Origin of the sequence: Flavobacterium sp. H122, assembly GCF_004959765.1 — a bacterium.
Taxonomy (GTDB): domain Bacteria; phylum Bacteroidota; class Bacteroidia; order Flavobacteriales; family Flavobacteriaceae; genus Flavobacterium.
Window position 1 is genome coordinate 41,827 of sequence record NZ_SJZD01000005.1, and the last position, 23,635, is coordinate 65,461.

The following is a 23,635-nucleotide window of genomic DNA, read 5'->3' on the forward strand; positions in this document are numbered from 1 at the left end:
ATGCAGAGCAACGAACATAATCCTATTGCTGTCCGTATAAGCAAAATAGCTAAACTCTGGACCAGTATAAGGGAAAAGAAACCTAAAGCGAAATTTTTCCAACTATTATGCAATCAGGAAGATTTTATTTTAGTCAGCGGATTTATCCGGATTGAAGCATCGGAACATGGTAAGAGTATGGATTCTTTTCTTTTGTTTTCTGTTGATTTTGAAAATGAAAGCCAATTTTTATCCGACTTTATAAATGAATGGCTCACATCTTTTGAACGGGATCTGGAAAAACATCCGGATTGGCACTGGGAGGATTTTGAAAAACTGAAGGAAGAATTCCAATCGTTACCAAAGAATAAATCGGATAAGCTGAAAGATTTTTTGACAGAACTGCTTGTAAGTTTTAAAAAATTTGAGGCAAAAAAGGAAAACTTAATAGTTATAGGATTAGTTCCTAAAAAAGTAACCGACTACGAAAAGTACAATATTTTTCTAAAAAAAATAATTGGATTGCTACCGGATGATTACGGAATACTGGCAATTGATTTTAAAGGAAAGGAAAAACATACCGAATTGGTGTCGGATTTAGATATGTCTGCGGTACAAATTGTCATTCCGGATCAAAACACGGCAGGATCCTATAAAGAACTGGCAACTCAGGGCAATCCAAATAATCCGCAGGTAAAATTCAGAAAATGCCTGTTTGAAATAGGAGAAAGTGCAGCTGAAAATGATAGGGCAAAAGTACATTACTGGGGAAAACAAATGCTGGAGGTTACGCAATCTACAGGTGACCGTTCATTTTGGGCATCTGCCCATTTGATTTATGCAGGTTTTTTATTTCAGTTTAAAGATGACGATAACATCTTTAAATTATTGGATAAAGGAATCCGTATCTCTGAAGCTGAATACAAAAATAACCCTCAGGCAACGGGAACACTAATGCAGTTATATGCTTATAAGGCATCTTATTACAGTATTATCGGAAAAACAGATGAGGCCATACAAAACTTTATCAAACAATCCCAGATAGCGGAAGATGCTGAAATGATCGAGCAGATGATTCTTGCCCATATTTATGCATTGTTGCTCATTAAAAATGAGAACAATGATTTGTATAAAAAAATCATCAGAAAAAGTTTTCAAAAAGGGTATCCTTTATCCGACGAGCAGTTGAAAGTAATCAATTTCGCTTTTATCACAGAGCGTTATCTTGATTTGGATAATAACGAAATGATGATTTCTGAAAAGCATCAGATTGAAGACAGAATGAAATCAATATATGGAAACGATTGGAGGGAATATGCAAAAAAAATATCCTCATCCATGAAACCAGCCTATGAAATCCAATAAATAAACAAATTGAAAGTATGTTGTTAGCAGATAATCATTTTACACCGGTTATAGGAATTGATATTCATTTTACGACACTTCCTCCTTTTAACCCTTTTCATCCCTATATTGGATTCGTTATAGACCCTGCGGATTATATTCCTTTTATAGGAGCTACCGTTCATGTTAACGGAATTAAAAGAGGGGTTTCGGATACCAGCGGTATTATTATTCCTCTGGTGCATATTCCTTTGTTTACCCCGCCTTGGCTGATGACTCCCATTATAGGGCATGAGAGTATGAATTTCTTTGCTTCTGAAACAGTTTATGCAGACGGGACAAGGTTGAGCCCGAAAGGTTACTCAGTAATGACCTGTAATGATATAGGAATACCGCTTTCTCTTAGTTTGGGTAAAGTAAAGGTTGGAAAAAAAATGATTCCGTTTGCACCCACTTTATTTGCTCCTACTTCTTTTTCCTTGCCAATTCCAACCGGACCACCTGTAAATGTTGGCGGTCCTTATGTGCCGGATTGGGGCGGTGCTTTAATGGGGCTTCTGGCCAGCATTGGATTCAGTACATTAATGAAATACGGAAAAAAAGCATTCAATAAATTACTGAAGAACTCTGTTGGACCTAACAGTCTCAGCAAGCTGCTTTGCAAAGCGGGATTCGAGCCTGTAAACCTTATCAACGGAGCCGTATTTTATGAAGGCACCGACTTTGTAATTCCTTCTCCGCAACCCCTAAAATGGCAAAGGAATTGGTATTCCGATTCGGCTTTTAAAGGATGGCTGGGACACGGCGTGCACTGTAATTATGACCGTTGTGTGGAATTGTATCCGGAAGAAGATGCAATAGGCTTAAGACTGGAAGACGGCAGGATTACTGCGTTTCCTTTATTGAAAGAAGGGGAAGATTTTTATCTGAGACAGGAAAAAACAAAACTTACTCGTTTTAAAAATTATTTTGAAGCTTTTGATTACACAACATTCACAACCTATATTTTTGATTCTTTTAATGGTTTTGATAAATACCGTCTTACCAAAATTATTGACAAAGCCGGTTTTACCACTACTATTCACGTAAATGGAAACCGTCTCTTGATGATAGAAGACTGTGCCGGAAAAAAAATAAAAGCACATACAACGGACCAAGGCTATATTTTACAACTCTCTTTGTTGACGGAAAACAGAGAAGATATTTTGGTTTCGTATGATTATGATTTAGACGGAAACATGACCCGAATTACCGATGCTTTGGAAAAAAGCACCCGTATAAAATACCTCAACCAACTGATGATTGAAAAAACCGATAGAAACGGACAAACTTTCTATTGGGAATATGATGGCGAAAAAACAGGCGCAAGATGCACCCATACCTGGGGCGATGGCGGCTGGCAGGAAGGCTGGATTGAATATTTTCCGGACAAAGGCTATAATTTGGTTACCGATGCCAATAAAGCCGTAACCACCTATTATTATGAGCCCAGCCAGCTTGTTACACAAGTTACCGACCCGCTTGGAAACAGCCAATTTACGGAATATACCGAGTTTATGGAGATCTATCGTGAGATAGACGAAGAAGGATACATGACGGGATATACCTATGATGATTTTGGGAATAAAAGTTCTATAGTATTTCCTGATACCAGTGTAGCCCAGTTTATTTATGATAAAGAGCAGCGTCTTTCCATTACCATTGATCCCGAAGGCAACCAAACTACTTACACCTACAAAAAAGACCGAAAATACCTGTTGAACAGTATCATAGAACCTGACAATGGTATTACGCAATTGGATTATAATGAAAAAGGGCTGATTGCCGAAATTTTTAAAGAAGGAAGCCGCTCCAGACTGAAATATGATGACCAGCACAATCTTGTTTCCTTTATCGATGATGAAGGAAATGCCACAACTTGGAAATACAACCACCGTGGCGATGTTATCAGCGTACAAACGCCGGGGAACAACCAGCAGACTTTTGGTTATGATATTTTAGGAAGAGTCACCAGTATACAAAGTGCCGACCGAAATATTACCACACTGGTGTATAATGCCTATGATGAAGTGATTGAAGCCAAAGACCAGCATCATACCGTAAAATTTGACTATACGCCGCTTGGAAGTCTGCGGATGCGGGAAGAAAACAATGCCAAAGTATTTTTTGATTATGATAAAATGGAACAGTTGGCCAGCATTACCAACGAGCATAATGAAAAATACCGCTTTACCCGCAACAAAGCCGGCTATATCACTCAGGAAGAAGGTTTTGACAACCTCACCCGAAGATACCAGCGCAACGGAAAGGGCTGGGTAATCCGTACCCAAAGACCCGAAAACAAATGGACGGAGTATGAATACGACGCCTTGGGCAGAATCATACTGGCCAGCCATAGTGACAGCACCTGGGAAAGTTTTGCATACAACAAGCTGGGACAGCTTCTGGAAGCTAAAAATCAAGATGTAACCATCCTGCTGGAGCGTGACAAAATGGGGCGTGTGATAAAAGAAACCCAAACCAGCGGTTTTATGGGTGACGAAGGTTTTAGCATTGTCTCTGAATACGACCGCAACGGAAACCGTACCAAAATGACTTCTTCCCTGGGAGCTGAAGTACAAAACACCTATGATAAAAAAGGTTTTTTGGAAAAAATTGCTGCTCGGACTGATGCCTTGAAAGAAGCGCAAAAAGACGCCTGGGAAGCCCAATTGAAACGCAATGCCCTGGGACAGGAAGTAGAACGGAGCCTTACCGGTGGTCTTACCGTAACCATGCAGTACGATGCCGCAGGAAGACCTGTTGCACAAAAAGTACAGCGTGGCAGCAGAGACACCTACCACAGGAACTATACCTGGAATGCCAACCACCGCTTGCAGCAGACCCTCAATGCCATTACCGGAGGGCAAATACACTATGCTTACGACAGCTTTGGCAACCTTGCCTCAGCCCAGTACGAAGACGGCAGTTACGATTACAAACTTCCTGACGAAGTAGGTAATCTTTACCGTACCAAAGAGCGAAAAGACCGTATTTATGGTAAAGGCGGTAAACTGCTGAAAGACGAAAACTGGCATTACAGCTATGACGGAGAAGGAAATTTACGCTTAAAAAGTAAAAGAAAAGTAGCCAACAAAGAACTCATCCAAAAGGAAAATAAAGAAGACGATCAAACTAACAATCGTTTTTCATTTTTTGTTGAAGAAATAACTAATACCCCAAAACGGGGAGAATTAGCCTATTATTTACAAAACGACCGAGTTTACACTAAAGAAGAAAAAGAAGAGTATCAAAAGTTAAAAGAAAACATCACCCAAGAAGAAATAAATAGTCAGCAATGGCAGTATGGCGATTGGGAGTACAATTGGTACGGCAATGGTATGCTGAAAAGCGTACGAAAACCTGATGGCTCTCTTGTAAAAATGGAGTATGATGCTTTAGGCAGAAGGATAAAAAAGGTTTGTCATGAAAAAGTAAACCTTTATCTTTGGGATGGAAACGTTCTTTTACACGAATGGAATTATCAAAAAGGAGAAGAACCCAAAACCTCTGTTAATGATTTAGGCGAAGTCTATCTTGAGAAACAAGAAACCATTCATAATCTTGTAACGTGGGTTTATGAAGAAAGAACTTTTGTTCCAAGTGCTAAAATACAGGGGGAAGAAAGATTCAGCATAATTTCCGATTATATTGGAAGACCCGTACAATGTTATAATGAAAATGGTTCTTTAATCTGGCAAACGGACTACGATATTTATGGAGACTTGCGTAATTTACAGGGCGAAAGGCAGTTTGTCCCTTTTAGACAATTAGGACAGTATGAGGATGTAGAATTAGAAGGTCTTTATTATAACAGGTTTAGGTATTACGATTATAATATTGGAAATTATATTTCTCAAGACCCTATTGGACTGGCGGGTAATAATCCTACTTTGTATGGATATGTCACAGATAGTAATTCCCTGATTGACGTTTTGGGGTTGATGCCAAGGTGGGCTTCTAAAACTCGTAAAGATGGAAAGCCATATTCAAAACCAGGCCCAAAAAGTAAAGGTACAGGTGATCACAACGCAAAAATAGATGAAATAATTCAAAGAGAAAAAGCAGCAGGTAATACACATACTGGAGGTGGTTCAAAAACTGAAATTATAATTGATACCTCAGGAGGGCATAAAGATATAAGAAGAATGGATGCATCTTTCAAACGCCCTGATGGAAGTGAGTACCATATAAATGTTGGTAGAACTCTTGAAGATGGTTCTACAGGAGTTATTCGAGAACGTCAAGCTTTAGAAGATGTTATAAACAAAGGCCATGATGTAACTTTTGAAGGATACGGTAAAGCATCACAATATAAATGCAAGTAAACTAGTTTTTATAAATATTAAACAAATTATATATGTCATATCTAAACATTATTATTCCTTTAAGTGATTTTATCTCATATAGTGAAGAAATTTTAGAGCAAAATGAAGCCTATCTTTATATAGAAAAAAAAGATACTAACAAAATGATTATCAAACAATTATTTTCAAAAAACGATATACAATCAATAATTAAATGCTATCACGATAAAAATCTTAATTTTTTTATATCAACAGTAAAAACAAAGAATCTAAATCAAGATTTTTATGATGATGATATATGTCAATTTGTAATTGAAGGTCAAGGAGGTAGAACAATTGAAAATACAGTTGAACGGATTTCTTTACGCTTAATATCTAAAACTCCAGATAAATCAATAAAAAAAGTATTTGATTCCATAAAAAATAAATTAAAAAAAGATGATGCATTTGGAATGGGAGTTAAAGGAAATTCTTCAATTCATAAAAATTATTTTTATCAAAAAAAATTGGTAGGGAATAAAATTCTATCAACTGATATTTATAATGAAAAGGCTTCTTTGATTGAAATTTAATTAATTCAGCTCCGCAAAAATCATCTGATTTTGAGGTAATATCAAACAAAAAGCCATCATTAATGACGGCTTTTTGTTTGATATTCTATAAGTAATTGTTGGGATGGAAACGTTCTTTTATTTGAGTGGTATTACTCCAAAAATCAAGAGCCTCGTACTTATCTTAACGAATTAGGAGAATTAATACAGGACACTAAAGAACCTATAAATGATTTATTTACTTGGGTTTACGAAGAAAGAACTTTCGTACCAAGTGCCAAAATACAAGGAGAAGAAAGATTTAGCATAATTTCAGATTACATCGGCAGACCCGTACAATGTTATAATGAAACAGGCGCTCTCGTCTGGGAAACAGATTACGATATTTACGGAAGGTTACGTAATTTGCAGGGGGATAAATCGTTCATTCCTTTCAGACAATTAGGACAGTATGAAGATGAGGAATTAGACGGTCTTTATTATAACAGGTTTAGATATTATGATGCTTCTACAGGATTGTATATAAGTCTAGACCCATTAAAATATTGGGGAGGATTAAACCTTTATTCCTTTGTCAAAGACAGTAATCAAAGTATAGATATTTTTGGCTGGGAAGATATATGGTTTAGAGCGTTAAACCAAAATGATATGACTAGTTTAAATTCTGGTGGTAATATTATTCCTAAAGATCCGTCAGCTACTAGAACTGCTTACGAACACGTTTTGAATGGATCAACTGATGGTTACGCAGACCAATATATTTCATTAACAAAAGAAAGAAAATTTGCTGAAAAGTGGGCACGAAAATCAGGTACAGAGGTAGTTGAAATTGATTTAGATAAAGTTTCTAACAACAAATTAAATTTAAACACGCCTGAAGGAAGAAAAATTCATTTAGGAGATGTAATTAATAATCCTACTGATGAGCTAAGAAAAGTTAATAAATATGCAAAAGGGGCTAATGAGCTTTTATTTGAAGGAGAAATAGATAAAAATGCAATTGTAAATAAATATAAACCATGTCCGTAAGTAATTATTTAAACGATTTTATAGAATATAATGAAAGTGATGAAGAGTTAGAATTCTTCATTAGAATGAATGCAGAGTGGAATGAAGACAGCTTTAAAAAATTGTATAATATTTTAATGCTATTCTTTGAAAATTGTAAAGATGAAAACGAAATCCCAAAGGAGATAGACTATTTATTTAACAGTTCAATAAGTAGAATTATTGATATTATTTCCAGTCCTCCATTCACCAATAATAATTTTATTGGATTAAGTAGTTTAGAATACAAAGATTTTATTCAAAGTAGAATTTCAGTTTTAAACGAGTTAAAAAAAATATACGAAAATCGTCTTTTCTTGAAATATTGCTTTTTTTATGGTTATGATAATCCACTTTCGCAATGGTATAGTTCAGAATTTTCAATCAATGATATGAACTTCACTTCTGCAGAACAGTGGATGATGTATTCCAAGGCTAAATTATTTAATGATAATGAAACAATGTTAGCTATTATTCAGGAACATAAACCAAACGTATTGATAAAACTGGGACGTCGGGTAAAAGGTTTCAAAGAAGATATTTGGTTGTCAAAAAGAAGAGAAATCTTATATGAAGGTAATTATGCTAAATTCTCTCAAGATGACAATCTAAAATCATTCTTAAAGAATACAAATAAAATGATTTTGGCAGAAGCCAGTTCGGTAGATCTGATATGGGGAATTGGTTTCTCAGTAAATGATCTTAACAGATTTGATCAAAACAAATGGAGAGGTTTAAACTTGCTGGGTGAAATTTTAATGGATATTAGAGCGAAAATTTAATTGATGTTGAAATCAAAGGAATTAAAATTTCAAAGGATAATACTGATGATACATATCTTAAAGAAATAAATGCCCAATTCAGACTTGCAGATGATTTAGCAAAAAATAAAGTCAGTTTTGGATATGGAGAAAGAAATCTTTACAGAAACTAAACTGAAAAAAGATTGCAAATAGCAATCTTTTTTATTTAAAATATGATCGGTTCGCTAATACCCCTTCACAAATCTCCTGACTCTGGGGTATAATACCAGACGGAAGTTTTGTTTCTTTTGAATATGATGCCTTAGGAAGAAGAATCACTAAAACCAACGGCGAAAACAGTAAACGGTTTCTTTGGGACGGAAACGTTCTTTTGAATGAGTGGGATTTAGACAAAAAAGACAAGCCCAGTCCTTACTTAAATGATTTCGGGGAACTGATAAATGATGAAACTGAACCCATCAATAATCTGGTTACTTGGGTGTATGAAGAAAGAACTTTTGTTCCAAGTGCCAAAATACAGGGAGAAGAACGATTCAGCATCATTTCAGATTACATCGGCAGACCCGTACAATGTTATAATGAAAAAGGAGCTCTCGTTTGGGAAACGGATTACGATATTTAGGGAAGATTACGTAATTTGCAGGGGGATAAATCGTTTGTTCCTTTTAGACAATTAGGACAGTATGAAGACGAGGAATTAGACGGTCTTTACTATAACAGGTTTAGGTATTATGATGTTAATACAGGATTGTATATAAGTCAAGACCCGATACGATTAAGTGGTAACAATCCAACTTTTTATGCTTATGTGAATGATTCAAATAGTAGAATTGATCCTTTTGGTCTTTCTGAAATGATTGACCCTAATCTACTAAATTTCTCACAAGGATATGTTAATGGTCAGACTGAAGCTTATGAAAAAGCTATGAATGATAGTACTTGGGATTGGAATAGATTTCCCGACACACATCAAACGCCGAGTGCTATAAGAGTAGTAGAAGTTGATGGACAGCTCGTTTCATTGGATAATAGACGACTATTAGCCGCTCAAAATGCAGGCTTGCCAGAAGTACCAATTGTTAGGATAAAACCTGAAGATCCAATGCCTAGAGGAGGAACATATGGGAAAAATTTAAGCAAAAAACTGAATTCAAGGCCAAAGAACAGACCTGATTTACCAAAAATTGAATTACCAAAAACAGGATCAAAAACTAAACCAATAGTAATACCTTGTGATTAAAAAAAATAATTATGACGAACAAAATCAATGAGCATTGGCTAAATGAAGAATTAATAGGCATAGACTGTGTTCAAAAAAACAATGGGGAAATCATTATTTTAAATTGTTACTCATTTACAAACAACAATGTAAAGCAGAGTTTCGCAACACCTATTTGTGATACAACAATAGATAGTTTAGAAAAGTATAATTCTGATATTTGGACAAGCTTTGAAGTTTTGTCAAACAGAGTTGAAATTAATAATGAATTTATTGTTTTAGGTGGAGAAGGTGCTATGGGGAATGAAGGATTTGTAGCTTGTACAGATATAAATGATAATTTTATTTGGGGAGCATTCTTTACTAATTCTAATCCATTTTACAAAATTGAAGTTGAAAACAACACTGTATTTGCCTTTTCTTCAAATAATTTATTGTTTAAAATCGATTTATTTAATCCTGAAAAAATAAGTATCGAAAACAAAGAATGGAGTTAAAATCATGTTGTCACTGTATCACAAAAATATTTTCATATAGTAACTAAAGGTCGAATCCAATGGAAAATTACAATAATGTAACACATCAGGATTACATTAACTTGATTACAGAAAAAAATCTTTAGTTGGAGAAGATAATCTCTTATTTTGGGATTTTTGATGCCTAAATTATGTTTTTGAGAAAATAGATTCAAAAAAATAGGATTTTTATTCTGAACTTGAAAATAGTTTAATCTTCTTTGGAAATACAGAAATACTTCTATTAGTTTAGAAAATCTTTTAAATAATGAAAACATCCAAGCAGTCATTAATTTTGATAATGAGCTTTATGAAGGACTTGATGAATTTGATATAAGTGATAAGGATGTTCAAGAGTTCATAATTAGGTGTAGAAAGTATAGTTTCAAATTTAGAAGAAGGAGGAGAAGTTATTATTATGGAATAACAGAAAGGACTGCATTAGTGAGAGGACAAGATCATATAAATGGAACTAAAACTACTGACCTAAAGTATTTTCAAAAATGAAAGTTTTAACTGAAGGATTAAGTCACGATCAAGCTAGAACAATGGAAGCTACTTTAATTAGAAGGAGATTAGCTGAAAGAAGTACAGATTGGAATGCAACTGATTCTATAGAAGACCGATTGAAAAAATCAGGCTTATTAAATAAAAATCGTGGTAGAGATATAGATGTACCAGGTAGAAAATTTACAGGAGATATACCTAAACTAGATATACCTAAAAATGTAGAAGGTTTAAAATTCAAATGTACAGGATAAAAGAATTTATTAAATATGAAATATTACAATAGCTTGCCAGAAGGCAATGAAATGGCGTCAATGGAACCAGTTAGATATTTTAATTTGGGAATTCAACAAATAAATGAAATAGTTGAATGGTTGAAAACAACTAATGAACCTGTTCAACCTATACTAGTTCATTTAGAAGTATTGCTGGTTTTATCAAAAAGATATCCGCAAAGTGCAGAAGACACATTATATAGAATTAATTTGAAAGAGATAAAAGTAGTATTTCTCGAATGGTTCGAAAGATGTGGTTCAAAAATTCCGGCTAAGTATAGGCAAGAAGTAAAAGAAAACGGAGAAAACATAATTAAAGAGTTAGAACAATATTGGGTGCCTTAAAAATAAATAAATGAAAATTTACAGTACAGCACCAGAAGGAAACCAAATGGCTGATTTAGTGCCGGCACGTTATTTTAATTTGGAAATTAAGCAAATTCAAGAAGCTGAGGAATGGCTTAGAACTGCAGAAGAAGCCTATCAGCCTTTATTGGTCCATGTTGACATTTTTGTGTATTTAAGAAAAAAATACCATGAAATGGCAGGCAGAAGAGTTGCAAAATTAAACAGAGGCCAAATAAAAGATACTTTCAATTCCTGGTTTGAAAGATGCGGAAAAAAAATACCAGCATTTCAGGGACGGTATAAAAGAGTCCGCTAATGCATTATTTGCTGAACTAGACAAAATCTAACTCTCATTTCTACTATCAAAATGGACACTACTAATTTAGCAGAATCAATCCATCCTTTTTTTGGACAGAGCATGAAAACAGTATGTCGGCATGCTTATATGTCGGGGAATACAAAACGGAAATTTTCCAAACAAGAGAAGAAGAAGGTTTTGAAGGAAATGGTTATGACTGGGCTTCTCTGGCAAAAGTTTTCTTGGAAGAGCAAAAACCTGAGTTTATTGATGTGGTCAAATTTGACCCCGAAGACAGTATGTTTTGTACTTATTCTCATGATACCGAAGCATTAAAAACATTTATTGTTTCATTTAAAGAAGCCTGTGAGAATGAAAATTTAATACAGGATTTGTTCTCAAGAGCAATATTAGATTAGTAACTAAGATAAATAATTATTAAAGCTGTCTGGGAATAATTTTCGGGCAGCTTTTTTAGTAAGATTTATTAGTAAAAACAAATCGTTCTAATCAGGATACAAATGTTTTCTATTTATTTATAGGAATTCTATTGCTCGAATTCAGGGCGAAAGACAGTTTCTCCCTTTCAGACAATTAGGACAGTATGAAGATGAGGAAACTGAGCTTTATTATAGATTTAGATATTACTCAGCTGAGACAGGATGCTATCTAAGCCAGAATCCGATTGGGTTAAAATCAGGTGAGCCTAACTTTTATTCCTATATATTTGATAGTAATAGTTGGATTGATATATTTGGATTAGTTGGTGAAGATATAGATTTGGGTAAATACCTTAAGTATCTAACAGGAACAGGACCACCAGTAGGAATGGAAAGACCAGATGCACATCATATAGTTTTTAAGAATGGGCGTGCTAATCAACAAGCTATTCTTGCTGAAAGTAAAGGTATTTAGAAAAATATGGAATAGATTGGTTAAAAGGAAAAGAAAATTTAGTTTGGGCACCTTATAAACATCATAGTAAAGAAGCAGCACAAAAAGTTCTTGATGCTCTAAAAGAAGCAGATAAAAAGGAACAAAAGAAGCTATTATTGAAGCTTTAAAAACAATGGGAGAAAAATTTGCTAACGGTACAATTTGCAGTTAAATGAAAAATTTAAATTTAAATCAATTTCAAGAAATCCTAAAAATAGGAACAATAAAAATTTTAAAAAATATTTTTGAAACTGTAGGAAAAAATAATATTAATGGATTTTGCTTATACTCAGATTCTGACGCATCAAGTATATCAGCCGCATATAATACAAAAGAGCATCTAGTAAAAAAATGTACTGCTGATCCTGATGAAGATTTTGAATATTTCAAATGGTATCCAGCAGAATGGAAAGAAGAAGGCCTTCCAAGTGTTGAATTAGATACTTTAAGTAAAATGCTTTTCGAGATTTCTACTTCGGATAATCTTTCTTTTGTAGAATATAGAAAAGAGATATTTTCTGCTATTTTAAATACATTATTACAACTTAAAGAAGAAAATCTATTTTTAGATTTAAGAGATGATTTTATCTTAGTTTTTTATGCATCCGATTATTTTGTTGCTTCTGAAGAAATAGAATGGATTAAAAAATTAAATTCAACTGATAAATCAAATGAATTTGAAAACTGGAGGAACAAATCTTTATAATCCCTAAATGGGAAATGTTTTGTATTTGCTCAAAGAAAAAAATATTCTTGATTGAAAAAGGATGTAAAAAAGAAGTTCTAATTTTTTTGATTTAAAACCAATGATAATTTCATTGTTTTTTATTCAATAATAAATTAAAAGAAAAGCCCTGAAAATTCAGGGCTTACATTACATAATCATTTAATTATTCTTTGATAATTCTTCTTGCTTCTTTTTTGCCGGCACTTTCAACATTTAAGATATAAACTCCCGATGACAGATTATTTAAATCAATCTGTCTATTAAAAGAAACTCCATTAGAATCAAATGATTTCTTAAATACCAAAAGTCCTCTTAAATCAAATACCTCCACATTTACTTTTTCAGAAGAAGAAAGCACTAAATTAAATGAACCGTTAGAAGGGTTAGGATAAACTTTAAATTCATCAAATGAATTTTGAGCATTGCCCAATGTTCCTTGAATAACAAAATTATCTATAAATACGCCTTCAGCATTAGCCGCATCATCAGACACAAAAGTAAATCTGAAAATTGCATTAGACGGAGATGACAATGAAGACAATGAATGTGAATAGGTTCTTTTATTACCATTCATTCCGTTTCCATCTGTTGGTGCTGTAGCATAGTAACCAGTCCATTGCTTACCTATACAATTAAGACATGCTTCATTTGTATTAGAAGGGTCTGGCATTCTATTACTATTGTACCAGTTAGGGTCACTCATTGTTCCTAAAACATTCCAGTTAGTTCCATTGTTCGTTGAATATTCAAAATAAATTATATCCCAGTTAGATTCTAAATCAAATGCCATATCAAAACTCACAATTGGATTTGACACACTTGATAAATTATAACATTGAGAAACTAAATAAGAAGTAGTTTTATCAGGATAATTTCCAGTTAATTTCGTAGCATAACCTGGTGAATTTCCAGTAGCTGTAGAAGTTAACAATGTTTTATTGATTGGACCTCTTTCCCAAACAGTATTAGATTTTCCAGTTGAATCAACAGAAACCAATACATCTGAAGCCGCATTGAAATTATTTACAGTATTTACTGCTCCTGAATCATTAACTAAAATCACCAAAGATTTTGTATTGTTAGTAGATACTCCATCACCTGAAGTTGTAGTGTTAACGTTAAGAACATGATATCCTCTTGTCAATCCGCTTACAGGAATATTTTGAACTGCTTGAGAACAGTTTGCTAAATTACCAGTCCAATTAATTGTCGAATTTGCTCCTCCATCAATATTATAAGTAATTGTAACTGCAGTTAAATTTGCAGTACCTCCATTCTCAATAACAATAGAAGGGCTATAAGTAGCACCACAAGAAACATTCGCATTTCCTCCTGTTAAAGATTTAAGAGCCACATCATTTGTAGGTGCTACAAAAGCTCCGCCAACATTAACCGCATACCATGCATTAGTTACAGCCATCACTTCGGGACTTGTTGCACAATATAATGAACTTGCCACAGCAATAGTAGCATTTCTTGCATCCATAAACGTTGAATTTGGAGTTAAATAATCTCTTTCCGCATAATATGCTATTTGAGAAGACTTTGTCATTCCAATTCCTGTAACATTATACGCATAAGGGGAAGGAGCATCATTTGTTCCTGATTTACCAGCCGTTACAATATAAAACCAGTGATTTAAAACTCCACTATTTGTATGAACTCCACAATTGTCATTTCCTGTAGGACCTCCTTTAGGAGTACATGTACCATCATCAGCTGTTGTAACATAATAAGTACCTTTAAAAGTATCAGGTTGTGATTTACTTCTTGGATAACTCATTGAACGAAGATAACCGCTAGTTGTAATATCTTCACCCATTTTCCAAACCGCAGCAGTACCAGGAGATGCAGTATCAACAGGAGCATTCAAATTCCCATTTTTAGCATATTGTTCAATACAAGTCCCCCAAATATCTGAAAATCCTTCATTTAAAGCTCCTGATTGATGTTGGTAGGCTAAATTAGAAGTATAAGTACAAACTGCATGCCCTATTTCATGTCCACAAACATCAACTGAAGTTAAAGGTCCATTAAAATATGAATATCCATCTCCATAAGACATAACACTACCGTCCCAATAGGCATTATCCATACCTCTGTTAGGTGGTGTAGGTTCATCATCAAAATGGACATAACTTTTAATTTGTGCTCCATTATCATCATAACTGTTTCTGTTAAATATATTTTTCCAGAAATCATATGTTACCATAGCTCCCCAATGTGCATCTAAAGCAGCATTATCTTTAGTGGATGATCCAGAAGTATAGTTACCATCATTCCAAATGTTATCAGAATCAGTAAAATTAGTGCTTGGATAAGTATCAGTCTTGCCCGAATTATATGTCACAATACCATTCCCTCTGGTATTATCCAATAAAATATATTTACCGGATCCAACATCAAAAGTAGTTTCAATATTTTTTGTACCGTTATAACGAGTTGCAGCAGTTCCAGTCAAAAGAAAATTTGAAGTATTATTTAAAATAATGTTTTCAACTTTCTTTCCTGTTTCTTCAATCTCATTTTTAGTGATGGGTTTATTTGTCGCATGCTTAATTAAAGGATTTGAATACAATAACACTCCAGTATTTGCGTCAATATACATTTCATCGCGAGACACTGGTTGCAATGCATACACATCAAATTTGTAAGCTAAACGCAATTCACCAGTTTTTACATTCGGAAATATTACAAGTTCACCTTTGGGTTTAGAATAGTCCATCACTTTGGATTTTTCTTGATCTTCCCATAGATATTTTTGAGCTTGTTTGTATTGCAAAGCATAATCAAGAGCTTTTGCTACAGATAGTTTAGGATTTAAATCAAGATTTTTAGCATTGTAAAGCTCAGCATTTACATTTTCTACTAAACCGTTTTTAGAATGTGTGATAATTGTACCAAATTCTACTTTTAATCCTTTGTAAAATTGTTGGTGCCTTTGATGGGTAAAACCTGAAAAGTCTGAGGTTTCAGTTTTAACCTCAAACTGGTTGTTTTTATCCAAACCATACTTTTTACCCATTTCTTCGATTGCTTTCTCTCTGGAAAGTCCTTTTTCCAAACGTAATGTTCTCTGAAATTCTTTTTCAGAATTGTATTTGACATTTTCTTGCCCATGCGTTTCAAACGCAATTAAAGCAAAAACAGAAAAAAGTTTAATGTAGTTTTTCTTCATAGTTAATTGTTTAAGGGTATACTAAATACAATATTAGTAACTTTTATCTTCAAAACACTATATTTTTTTACTTTTAAAGAATAAAATTTGATTTATTTTTAATAAAAATCAAAATATATTATCAAAACAAAATATATTATAAGTATAATTTTGTTAAATTTGATTATACAAAAAAAACTGTTACCATGTCAAAACAAACCATTTACCTCATCGGCATAGCCTTAACAATACTGTTAGGTTCATGGTTATACTGCAGACATTGCTGTTATTGTGACACTAAAGAAGTTGTAAAAAAAGTAAAAAAAAAGCATTCACCTCAAATAGATTCTTCATTCAATTTGACCGGAAGCGGATTTGAATATTCATGCGATGGAAACTTTAATTTTCTTCCTAAAAGTTTCAATCATGAAATTCCTGTTGATAAATGTATCGACGATGGAATTTTAAAACTCAAATCTTTTTTAGACAAAAATCCAAATGCAATTTTAAAAATAACCGGTTATTGTTTGAATTCTGAAAAAAATATTTCTGCATTTCCGAATCTAGGCTATGCAAGAGCTATCGATATTAAAAATTATTTTATTTCCAAAGGTGTTTCTTCCAACCGATTTGAAACTTCAGGAGAAATAAAGAATAACTGGAAAGCAAACGAAAAGTTTATATTGGGACCTGTAAACTACATTATAATAAATGACATTGTTGAAGCTAAGGGTGGTGATTGGAAAGCTTTAAAGGAAAAAATAAATGGAAACCCATTAATTCTGTATTTTAATACAAATCAAACAGAAATTACGCTTACAGATGAAGAACGCACAAAAATAGCTGATTTAACAAGGTATCTTGACAATGTCACATCAGCAAAAATTCACTGTGAGGGTCATTCAGACAATACCGGCGACCGAAATATAAATATCCAATTAGGGCTGGACAGAGCAAATTTTGCCAAAGAATACTTTATTAAAAACGGGATTACTAAAGATAGAATTGATGCGGTTTCTAAAGGCCCGGATGAGCCAATAGCAGACAATTTAACTCCCGAAGGAAAGTCAGAAAACAGAAGAACTGTCATCACTTTAAAATAGACTAACTTAAACAAATAACAATATGGGTACTTGCTTTTTAATTCCTCTTCTAACCGGTCTGATAAGTGCTCTATTGGGTTATTTATTGGGCAATATGGTTTCTGGTGGAAACCAACTCAATTTGAAATCTAAATTAGATGTCAGCCTGGCCGAAAATGAAAAACTAAATAATGAATTATATCTTTTACAAAGAAATTCAGATTCAGAGAATAGTAACAATTTAGATCAATTAAAGGCTGAATTAGAAAAATGCAAATCACATTCGATACAATTACAAACAGAAATAGATACCTTAAAATCAAAACTTGAAGAATTTATATCAATTCCTGAACTTGAAGTTCCTTTTGATTCTGATTTAGCTTTTTCAGTTTTTGGAAAAAAAATAATTAAAGATGATTTAACTATAATTGAAGGTGTAGGTCAAAAAATAGAAGAACTCTTTCATAAAGCTGGTATAAAAACGTGGGAACAATTAGCTAATACCCCTAAAAAAATTTCAAGGGAAATTTTAGATGAAGCTGGAACAAGATATGGAACTTCAAATCCTGAAACTTGGTCAAAACAAGCACATTTAGCTTATTTAGGAAAATGGAGAGAATTAAAAGATTATCAAGATTCATTAAATGCAGGAAATGAATAATTGTGGATTTCTCTAATTTGAGAATATTATCATTTTTTTATCTTTATCTAATGAATTACAATGACATTATAGGCACCATAGGAGTTTCAATTGTTTTAATAGCTTATTTTTTGAGTATTTTAAAATGGCTTAACCCTACGAGTACAGTTTATTATTTTATGAATTTTGCGGGAGCCGGATTAGCCTGTTACGCATCTTTTTTAATTAATTATGTCCCTTTCATTATTTTAGAAGGTACCTGGTCAGGAATCAGCCTTATTGCATTATTTAAAAGTATGAAATAAGACTCCTAAATCATTTACCGACCACAAATACTCATTATTATAAAATAATTCTCCTTTTTTAACTTCTAAAGGACAATCGAAGTTATTCGTATACAGTGCTCCGGTTCCTAATCCTTGAGGCATTTTATTTTGTTTGGTAAAAGTATATTGTGCAATAGCATTCAAACCAATGTTCGATTCTAAGGCAGAAGTAACCCACCAATCAATATTGTATTTTTCTGCCAGTTTAATCCATTCGTCAGTGCCTCGTATTCCTCCTATAAAACTAGGTTTTAAAATAATATACTGTGGCTGAGTATTCTGTAGTAGTACCTCTTTCTCTTCAAACGAAAACACCCCAATTAATTCTTCATCTAAAGCTATTGGTAGAGAAGTAGTTTCGCACAGCTTTGACATTGCTTTGATTTGTCCTTTTGCAATAGGCTGTTCTATGCTATGGATTCCCAATTGTGACAACCTATTAAGCTTTTCATTAGCTTCTTCTAGAGAAAAAGCGCCATTTGCATCTACTCTGATTTCTATTTGCTCAGGTGTAAAATGCTGACGGATAAATTGAAGTAGTTTAAATTCTTTTTCAAAATCAATAGCACCAATTTTCATCTTGATACAGTGAAATCCCTGCTCTATTTTATCATCAATTTGTTGTTTCATAAATGCCTCATCACCCATCCAGATCAATCCATTAATTGGTATCGATTCTTTTCCTGATGTAAATTCGGAAGGAAATAAAACAAACGGATTATTAGACTGAAGTGACAAAAAAGCCATTTCAACACCAAACTGAATAGATGGAAATTCCTTCAAAGATTCCCAAAGCTTATCTTTCCCTAAATGAATGTTTTCACACACCCATTTCAATTTCTCCTCGTAATCTGGCCGGTCATCAGCTGAAAGTCCACGCAAAATACCACACTCTCCTATCCCTTGTTTTCCATTTTCTTCCAAAATTAAAAACCAAGTCTCTTTTAGAGTCAGAATACCTCTGGAAGTTCCCGAAGGCCTTTTAAAATCAAGAATGTATTTTTTGTAGAATGCTTTCAAAAAATTATGAGTTGTGAGTTAAAACATAGACCTTTTATCTAATTATAAAGCCTCCAGATTTTTTGAATATTATCCTGCGGAAGATTCGATTTTTTTAATCTATCTAAATCATTGATTGCTTTGTTCTTCCAAGTCTGTTTTGCTGAAATGTTTTGGTTCATATATTTTTTATGAATTTCTCTTGCCTTAGAAATCTCATTCATGAACATATAGGTGTGTGCCAGATTCAGTTTTACTTTTAATTCACTTGCATCAAGTTTTTCAGCTGTTTGCAACGTTTGTAATGCTTTACCAAACTGATTTGATTCTATATACAACTCTGCAAGTGTATTCAGATGTAAAGCTTTAGCATTTGGTTTGCCAATAACTTTATCGTTAAGCAAAGAAATAGCTTCTTCGTAATTTCCTTTACCGGCTATTTCCTTTGCTTTTAAACATAAATAGTCATTGTATTTTGTTGGTAATCCAATAGCTTGTAACGAAGGTTCCTCGAATTTCTCTATAACCGATTTTTGCTCTGTTGCATTCAAAGAAGTAAAATCCTGAAAACGATATTCTTTGGAGATACTTTCAATTAATTTATAAGCATATTTTTGCTTTTGTGTATCAACAAGAGACTTTGAAACCTCAGTTTTTAAGATTTGCGGCAACAATATTTCTTTATTCTTCTTAGTCCAACCACGACTAGCCAAATTATCCACCCAAGGCACAATTTCAAGAACAATTTTTTCTCCCATCATCCAGTTTTGATTCTTAAATGCAAACCAAAGATATTTTGTATCTTCATTCAGACAGGTCGATTTCATTGAAACCACTTTAGCATCTTTACTCACGGGATTTTTTTGAAACAAACAGGCTTTATTTGTATTTTCTGAACCTATAAAATCAGAGGCTATTGCTTCATTTACAAATAAAGCATAAGTACATTTGTCACTTCCAGAAATGTTTGATAATAAAGAAATCGCTCCACCAGTTCCTTTCCCAATAAAATATGGATCAGGAATTGCTTTTAATACCGAAGCCAAATCGTTCACCATTTTTTGATTTTCATCAAGTAAGGTAATTCTATAAGCGAATTCTGTTGTTCCAACAGGAAATTCTTCAGATTTTATGATTACTTTGTCTCCAGCAGAGAGTTTTATTTCTTTCGTGGTAGCTCTTTGGTTGTCCCAATATCCTTGAGGTGATTGGGCAAAACTTAACAAAGAGGTTACTAGTAAAACAGAAAATATTTTTGTTTTCATTTAAATAATTTCAATAATATAAATCAATTTCAATGCCATTTACAATTCAATGCTCTCCCCAATTTCAAGCAACATTAAATCTTTTCCGGCATCAAAAAATTTCTTTTTAGCTTCTTCATGGTTTATCTCAATAAAACCAAAGGTATCGTAATGATATCCAAGTATTTTGTCACAATCAAGAAAATCTGATGCTACGATAGCATCATCCACATCCATTGTGAAATTATCGCCAATTGGTAAAATAGCTAAATCGAGTTTAGTTCGCATAGGAATAAGTTTCATATCAAACGTAAGTGCAGTATCTCCTGCGATATAGATATTTTTATGCTCACCTTCAATTACAAATCCTCCAGGATTTCCTCCATAAGTTCCATCAGCAAATGAACTTGTGTGTACTGCATTCACATATTTTACATTTCCAAAATCAAAATCCCAGCTTCCACCATGATTCATGGGATGGTATTTTAATCCTTTTTTTGCAAAATGCATTGCTATTTCATAATTTGAAATAATTACTGCATTTGTTCTTTTGGCTATTGCTTCAACGTCTAATGTATGATCGTTATGAGCATGTGTAACTAAAATATAATCTGCATTAATGGTATTAATATCTATGTGTGATGCCTTAGGATTTCCTGTAATAAACGGGTCGACAAGAATATTTTTACCTGAAACTTCTATTCCTATACACGCATGCCCGTAAAAAGTAATTTTCATAATGCTACTATTTAGAATATTAATACCATAGCTAAAATCAACGAAAGTAAAAACGTGCTTATCGCTAATTTTTTCAATTGTGGATCCAAAGCTCTGTTATCAGAAGTATTTTTCACTGTCTTTAAATGACTCATCAATGGAAAAAAAGCCACAATAAAGGCATATTGATCCCATCTGAATTTTGATAAAACTGCAAAAACCAAAACAAGTATCATTGCGCCTACAACCAAAAAATAATGGTAGTTTCTAGCCCATTTTCCGCCCATTTTTACCACCAATGTATTTTTACCTACATTCCTATCAGAAATCTCATCACGCATATTGTTCAAGTTTAACACCGCTGTACTTAACATACCAATTGCGATTGCAGGCAGCATCAATAGTCCATGAAATTCTTTAGTGTATAAAAAGTTGGATCCTAAAACACTTACAAGTCCGAAGAAAATAAACACAAAAATATCTCCAAAACCACTGTAACCATAAGCATTTGAACCAACAGTGTATTTAACAGCAGCAATAATTGAAGCGATACCAAGACCTAAAAACAATACCGCATATAAAAAATTATCTTTTCCGAAAGCAAGATAAATCAGACTTACAGCAAAAAACAATGAAATCAAAGCTGTTACAATTACCGCTTTTTTCATTTGAGCAGAAGTAATAACACCACTTGCCACCATCCTCTTTTCTCCTACTCTGTCAGCATCAGTTCCCTTTACACCATCACCGTAATCGTTAGCAAAATTTGACAATACCTGAAAACTAACTGTTGTCAACAATGCCAAAACAAATATTTGCCAGTCAAACACCTGCGTTGGAGTTAAAATTTTATTTGTAGGTGCCGATAAAGCATATAAACTCCCAACCAATATCCCTGATATTGATAACGGAAGTGTTCTTAATCGTGCCGCTTGTATCCAGTGTTTCATTATAAACCTAAAATATTAATTTAGTAATTAGATTTTTATCCCTAATCCTGCATTTACAAAATGTAAATTATAATTTTTATCTACAGGCAAGAACTTATAATTTGCTTCCAAATAAAACATTTTTTTAAAATTATAACGCAAACCAGGATTTATAGTGATTGAATTATAATCAAAAGTAATTTTCTTCTCTTCTTGAATAGCGGGATCTGGATCCGTAAAATTAGGGCTTACATTGTAACTTACATTATAAAATGCATACCCAACATTTATGAATGGTTTCAGTCCTGAATTAAACACGTCTAATTCAACTCCAACATTAGGATTTAAAAGAATAGTTTTATCATAATTTGAATCATCAGAGCTATTCTTTTTAGGGTTTAATAAATCAACGCAAATTCCTCCTTGAAAACTAGCTATTCCCAATGGAGAAAAATTATATTTTGCTTCTAATCCAAGAATCCCATCAAAATTTCTAGGTACTATTTCTTCTTTTGAAACATCTCCTACATAGTGAAGACCAATCATAAATTTTTCATTCTGAGCAAAAGACATCGATGATACTAACAATAATCCAAATACTATTTTTCTCATTTATTAACTATTATGGAATGTATTTTTTGTCAAAATTAGGTTTGCGTTTTTCAAGGAAAGCATTTCTCCCTTCAATGGCTTCATCACTCATGTACGCCAAACGTGTAGCTTCTCCTGCAAAAACCTGCTGGCCTACCATACCGTCATCGGTTAAGTTCATGGCAAACTTCAGCATTTTAATTGAAATCGGAGATTTTTCAAGAATTTCCTGTGCCCACTGATACGCAGTATCTTCAAGTTCATCATGCGGAATCACAGCATTTACCATTCCCATTTCGTATGCATCCTGAGCCGAATAATTACGCCCTAAAAAGAAAATTTCACGTGCTTTTTTCTGACCAACCATTTTAGCTAAATATGCTGAACCATAGCCACCATCAAAACTAGTAACATCAGCATCAGTTTGTTTAAAAATAGCATGCTCTTTGCTTGCCAAAGTCAAATCACATACAACATGTAATGAATGTCCGCCACCTACAGCCCATCCTGGCACTACTGCAATCACAGCTTTAGGCATAAAACGAATTAGTCTTTGAACTTCTAAAATATTCAAACGATGATAACCATCTTCTCCAACATATCCTTGATGACCACGGGCGCGTTGATCCCCACCACTGCAAAAAGACCAAATACCATCTTTAGAAGATGGTCCTTCCGCTGATAATAATACAACCCCAATAGCAGTATCTTCGTGGGCATCTCTAAATGCAACTAATAACTCTGAAGTTGTTTTAGGTCTGAATGCATTACGCACATCAGGTCGATTAAAAGCAATACGGGCTACTCCGTCACATTTCTTATACGTAATATCTTCGAACTCGATAGCTGTTTTCCACTCAATTTTACTCATAATATATTTTTTATTAAATAAAATTTAAAAATTCTTGTGTAAAAATACTTCAATTTTAGCTCAAAAAACAATATTCGACTTTCAAACTTGTACTATTTTTCAACAAGTGTTAAAATGTATTTTTTAACATTGTAGTTAACTATATTTTAATACTTTTATAATACTGAAAGTCAGATGATTATCAGTAAATTTATTCACTGAATTATTAATTTAAAACGAGATC

The 23,635-nt window shown here is 33.3% G+C and carries 24 protein-coding genes; 17 read left to right on the forward strand and 7 right to left on the reverse strand.

Annotation, left to right across the window (positions count from 1 at the left end; all coding sequences use genetic code 11):
- The 14 genes from EZM65_RS08785 (at position 1) to EZM65_RS08850 (ending at position 12,835) form a co-directional block, all read left to right on the forward strand.
- Positions 1 to 1,344 carry a hypothetical protein gene (locus EZM65_RS08785; RefSeq protein WP_136668188.1) on the forward strand — a complete coding sequence of 448 codons (1,344 nt, stop codon included), beginning with the start codon at positions 1 to 3 and terminating at the stop codon, positions 1,342 to 1,344.
- A 17-nt stretch (positions 1,345 to 1,361) separates the two neighbouring features.
- Complete coding sequence (locus tag EZM65_RS08790) at positions 1,362 to 5,690, forward strand: DUF6531 domain-containing protein (RefSeq protein ID WP_136668189.1); 4,329 nt, start codon at positions 1,362 to 1,364, stop codon at positions 5,688 to 5,690.
- Positions 5,691 to 5,722: 32 nt separating this feature from the next.
- Entirely contained in the window at positions 5,723 to 6,241 is a 519-nt protein-coding gene (locus tag EZM65_RS08795) for a hypothetical protein (RefSeq protein WP_136668190.1), read from the forward strand.
- Positions 6,242 to 6,604: 363 nt separating this feature from the next.
- Entirely contained in the window at positions 6,605 to 7,249 is a 645-nt protein-coding gene (locus EZM65_RS15830; RefSeq protein WP_305775279.1) for an RHS repeat domain-containing protein, read from the forward strand.
- Positions 7,240 to 8,049, forward strand: a complete 810-nt coding sequence (locus EZM65_RS08805; RefSeq protein WP_136668192.1) for an NADAR family protein — start codon at positions 7,240 to 7,242, stop codon at positions 8,047 to 8,049. Before EZM65_RS15830 ends, EZM65_RS08805 begins: the two co-directional genes overlap by 10 nt.
- A 352-nt stretch (positions 8,050 to 8,401) precedes the next feature.
- Complete coding sequence (locus EZM65_RS15520) at positions 8,402 to 8,653, forward strand: hypothetical protein (protein WP_169051681.1); 252 nt, start codon at positions 8,402 to 8,404, stop codon at positions 8,651 to 8,653.
- Between the two features lie 15 nt (positions 8,654 to 8,668).
- Positions 8,669 to 9,271 carry an RHS repeat-associated core domain-containing protein gene (locus EZM65_RS15835; RefSeq protein WP_169051682.1) on the forward strand — a complete coding sequence of 201 codons (603 nt, stop codon included), beginning with the start codon at positions 8,669 to 8,671 and terminating at the stop codon, positions 9,269 to 9,271.
- An 11-nt stretch (positions 9,272 to 9,282) separates the two neighbouring features.
- On the forward strand, positions 9,283 to 9,747 hold the full coding sequence (locus EZM65_RS08815; RefSeq protein WP_136668193.1) for a hypothetical protein: 465 nt from the start codon (positions 9,283 to 9,285) through the stop codon (positions 9,745 to 9,747).
- A 521-nt stretch (positions 9,748 to 10,268) separates the two neighbouring features.
- Complete coding sequence (locus EZM65_RS08820; protein WP_136668194.1) at positions 10,269 to 10,526, forward strand: hypothetical protein; 258 nt, start codon at positions 10,269 to 10,271, stop codon at positions 10,524 to 10,526.
- Positions 10,527 to 10,541: 15 nt separating this feature from the next.
- Positions 10,542 to 10,892, forward strand: a complete 351-nt coding sequence (locus EZM65_RS08825; RefSeq protein ID WP_136668195.1) for a hypothetical protein — start codon at positions 10,542 to 10,544, stop codon at positions 10,890 to 10,892.
- Between the two features lie 10 nt (positions 10,893 to 10,902).
- Positions 10,903 to 11,211, forward strand: a complete 309-nt coding sequence (locus EZM65_RS08830; protein ID WP_211196205.1) for a hypothetical protein — start codon at positions 10,903 to 10,905, stop codon at positions 11,209 to 11,211.
- A 74-nt stretch (positions 11,212 to 11,285) separates the two neighbouring features.
- Positions 11,286 to 11,612 carry an immunity 51 family protein gene (locus tag EZM65_RS08835; protein ID WP_256371344.1) on the forward strand — a complete coding sequence of 109 codons (327 nt, stop codon included), beginning with the start codon at positions 11,286 to 11,288 and terminating at the stop codon, positions 11,610 to 11,612.
- Positions 11,613 to 11,751: 139 nt separating this feature from the next.
- The gene (locus tag EZM65_RS08840; protein WP_248574852.1) at positions 11,752 to 12,108 is read left to right on the forward strand and encodes an RHS repeat domain-containing protein; all 357 of its coding nucleotides are present in this window, start codon (positions 11,752 to 11,754) and stop codon (positions 12,106 to 12,108) included.
- A gap of 193 nt (positions 12,109 to 12,301) precedes the next feature.
- Positions 12,302 to 12,835, forward strand: coding sequence for a DUF4303 domain-containing protein (locus EZM65_RS08850; protein WP_136668196.1), 534 nt, complete (start codon positions 12,302 to 12,304; stop codon positions 12,833 to 12,835).
- 184 nt (positions 12,836 to 13,019) lie between these two features.
- Here EZM65_RS08850 and EZM65_RS08855 read toward each other — a convergent pair whose 3' ends face one another.
- A complete protein-coding gene (locus EZM65_RS08855; protein WP_136668197.1) occupies positions 13,020 to 16,034 on the reverse strand; it encodes a M4 family metallopeptidase in 3,015 nt (1,004 codons plus the stop codon).
- 185 nt (positions 16,035 to 16,219) lie between these two features.
- Here EZM65_RS08855 and EZM65_RS08860 point away from each other — a divergent pair, with 185 nt between their 5' ends.
- The 3 genes from EZM65_RS08860 to EZM65_RS08870 all read left to right on the forward strand — a co-directional run bounded on the left by EZM65_RS08860 (position 16,220) and on the right by EZM65_RS08870 (position 18,040).
- Positions 16,220 to 17,116 carry an OmpA family protein gene (locus EZM65_RS08860; RefSeq protein ID WP_136668198.1) on the forward strand — a complete coding sequence of 299 codons (897 nt, stop codon included), beginning with the start codon at positions 16,220 to 16,222 and terminating at the stop codon, positions 17,114 to 17,116.
- A gap of 121 nt (positions 17,117 to 17,237) precedes the next feature.
- Entirely contained in the window at positions 17,238 to 17,756 is a 519-nt protein-coding gene (locus EZM65_RS08865; protein ID WP_136668199.1) for a hypothetical protein, read from the forward strand.
- A 50-nt stretch (positions 17,757 to 17,806) separates the two neighbouring features.
- On the forward strand, positions 17,807 to 18,040 hold the full coding sequence (locus EZM65_RS08870; protein WP_136668200.1) for a hypothetical protein: 234 nt from the start codon (positions 17,807 to 17,809) through the stop codon (positions 18,038 to 18,040).
- Here the strand turns inward: EZM65_RS08870 and EZM65_RS08875 are convergent.
- Genes EZM65_RS08875 through EZM65_RS08900 form a run of 6 tightly spaced genes read right to left on the reverse strand, consistent with a single transcriptional unit; the run spans position 18,020 to position 23,412 of the window.
- Positions 18,020 to 19,081 carry an o-succinylbenzoate synthase gene (locus tag EZM65_RS08875; RefSeq protein ID WP_136668201.1) on the reverse strand — a complete coding sequence of 354 codons (1,062 nt, stop codon included), beginning with the start codon at positions 19,079 to 19,081 and terminating at the stop codon, positions 18,020 to 18,022. The two genes, EZM65_RS08870 and EZM65_RS08875, sit on opposite strands and share 21 nt — an antisense overlap.
- Positions 19,082 to 19,119: 38 nt before the next feature.
- The gene (locus EZM65_RS08880) at positions 19,120 to 20,325 is read right to left on the reverse strand and encodes a tetratricopeptide repeat protein (protein WP_136668202.1); all 1,206 of its coding nucleotides are present in this window, start codon (positions 20,323 to 20,325) and stop codon (positions 19,120 to 19,122) included.
- Positions 20,326 to 20,364: 39 nt separating this feature from the next.
- Positions 20,365 to 21,042, reverse strand: a complete 678-nt coding sequence (locus EZM65_RS08885) for a metal-dependent hydrolase (protein ID WP_136668203.1) — start codon at positions 21,040 to 21,042, stop codon at positions 20,365 to 20,367.
- An 11-nt stretch (positions 21,043 to 21,053) separates the two neighbouring features.
- Entirely contained in the window at positions 21,054 to 21,971 is a 918-nt protein-coding gene (gene menA, locus EZM65_RS08890) for a 1,4-dihydroxy-2-naphthoate octaprenyltransferase (RefSeq protein WP_136668204.1), read from the reverse strand.
- A gap of 27 nt (positions 21,972 to 21,998) precedes the next feature.
- Positions 21,999 to 22,562, reverse strand: a complete 564-nt coding sequence (locus EZM65_RS08895; protein WP_136668205.1) for an outer membrane beta-barrel protein — start codon at positions 22,560 to 22,562, stop codon at positions 21,999 to 22,001.
- Between the two features lie 10 nt (positions 22,563 to 22,572).
- Positions 22,573 to 23,412 (reverse strand): 1,4-dihydroxy-2-naphthoyl-CoA synthase, encoded by an 840-nt coding sequence (locus tag EZM65_RS08900; protein WP_136668206.1) that lies wholly within the window; start codon positions 23,410 to 23,412, stop codon positions 22,573 to 22,575.
- Between the last annotated feature and the right edge of the window lie 223 nt (positions 23,413 to 23,635).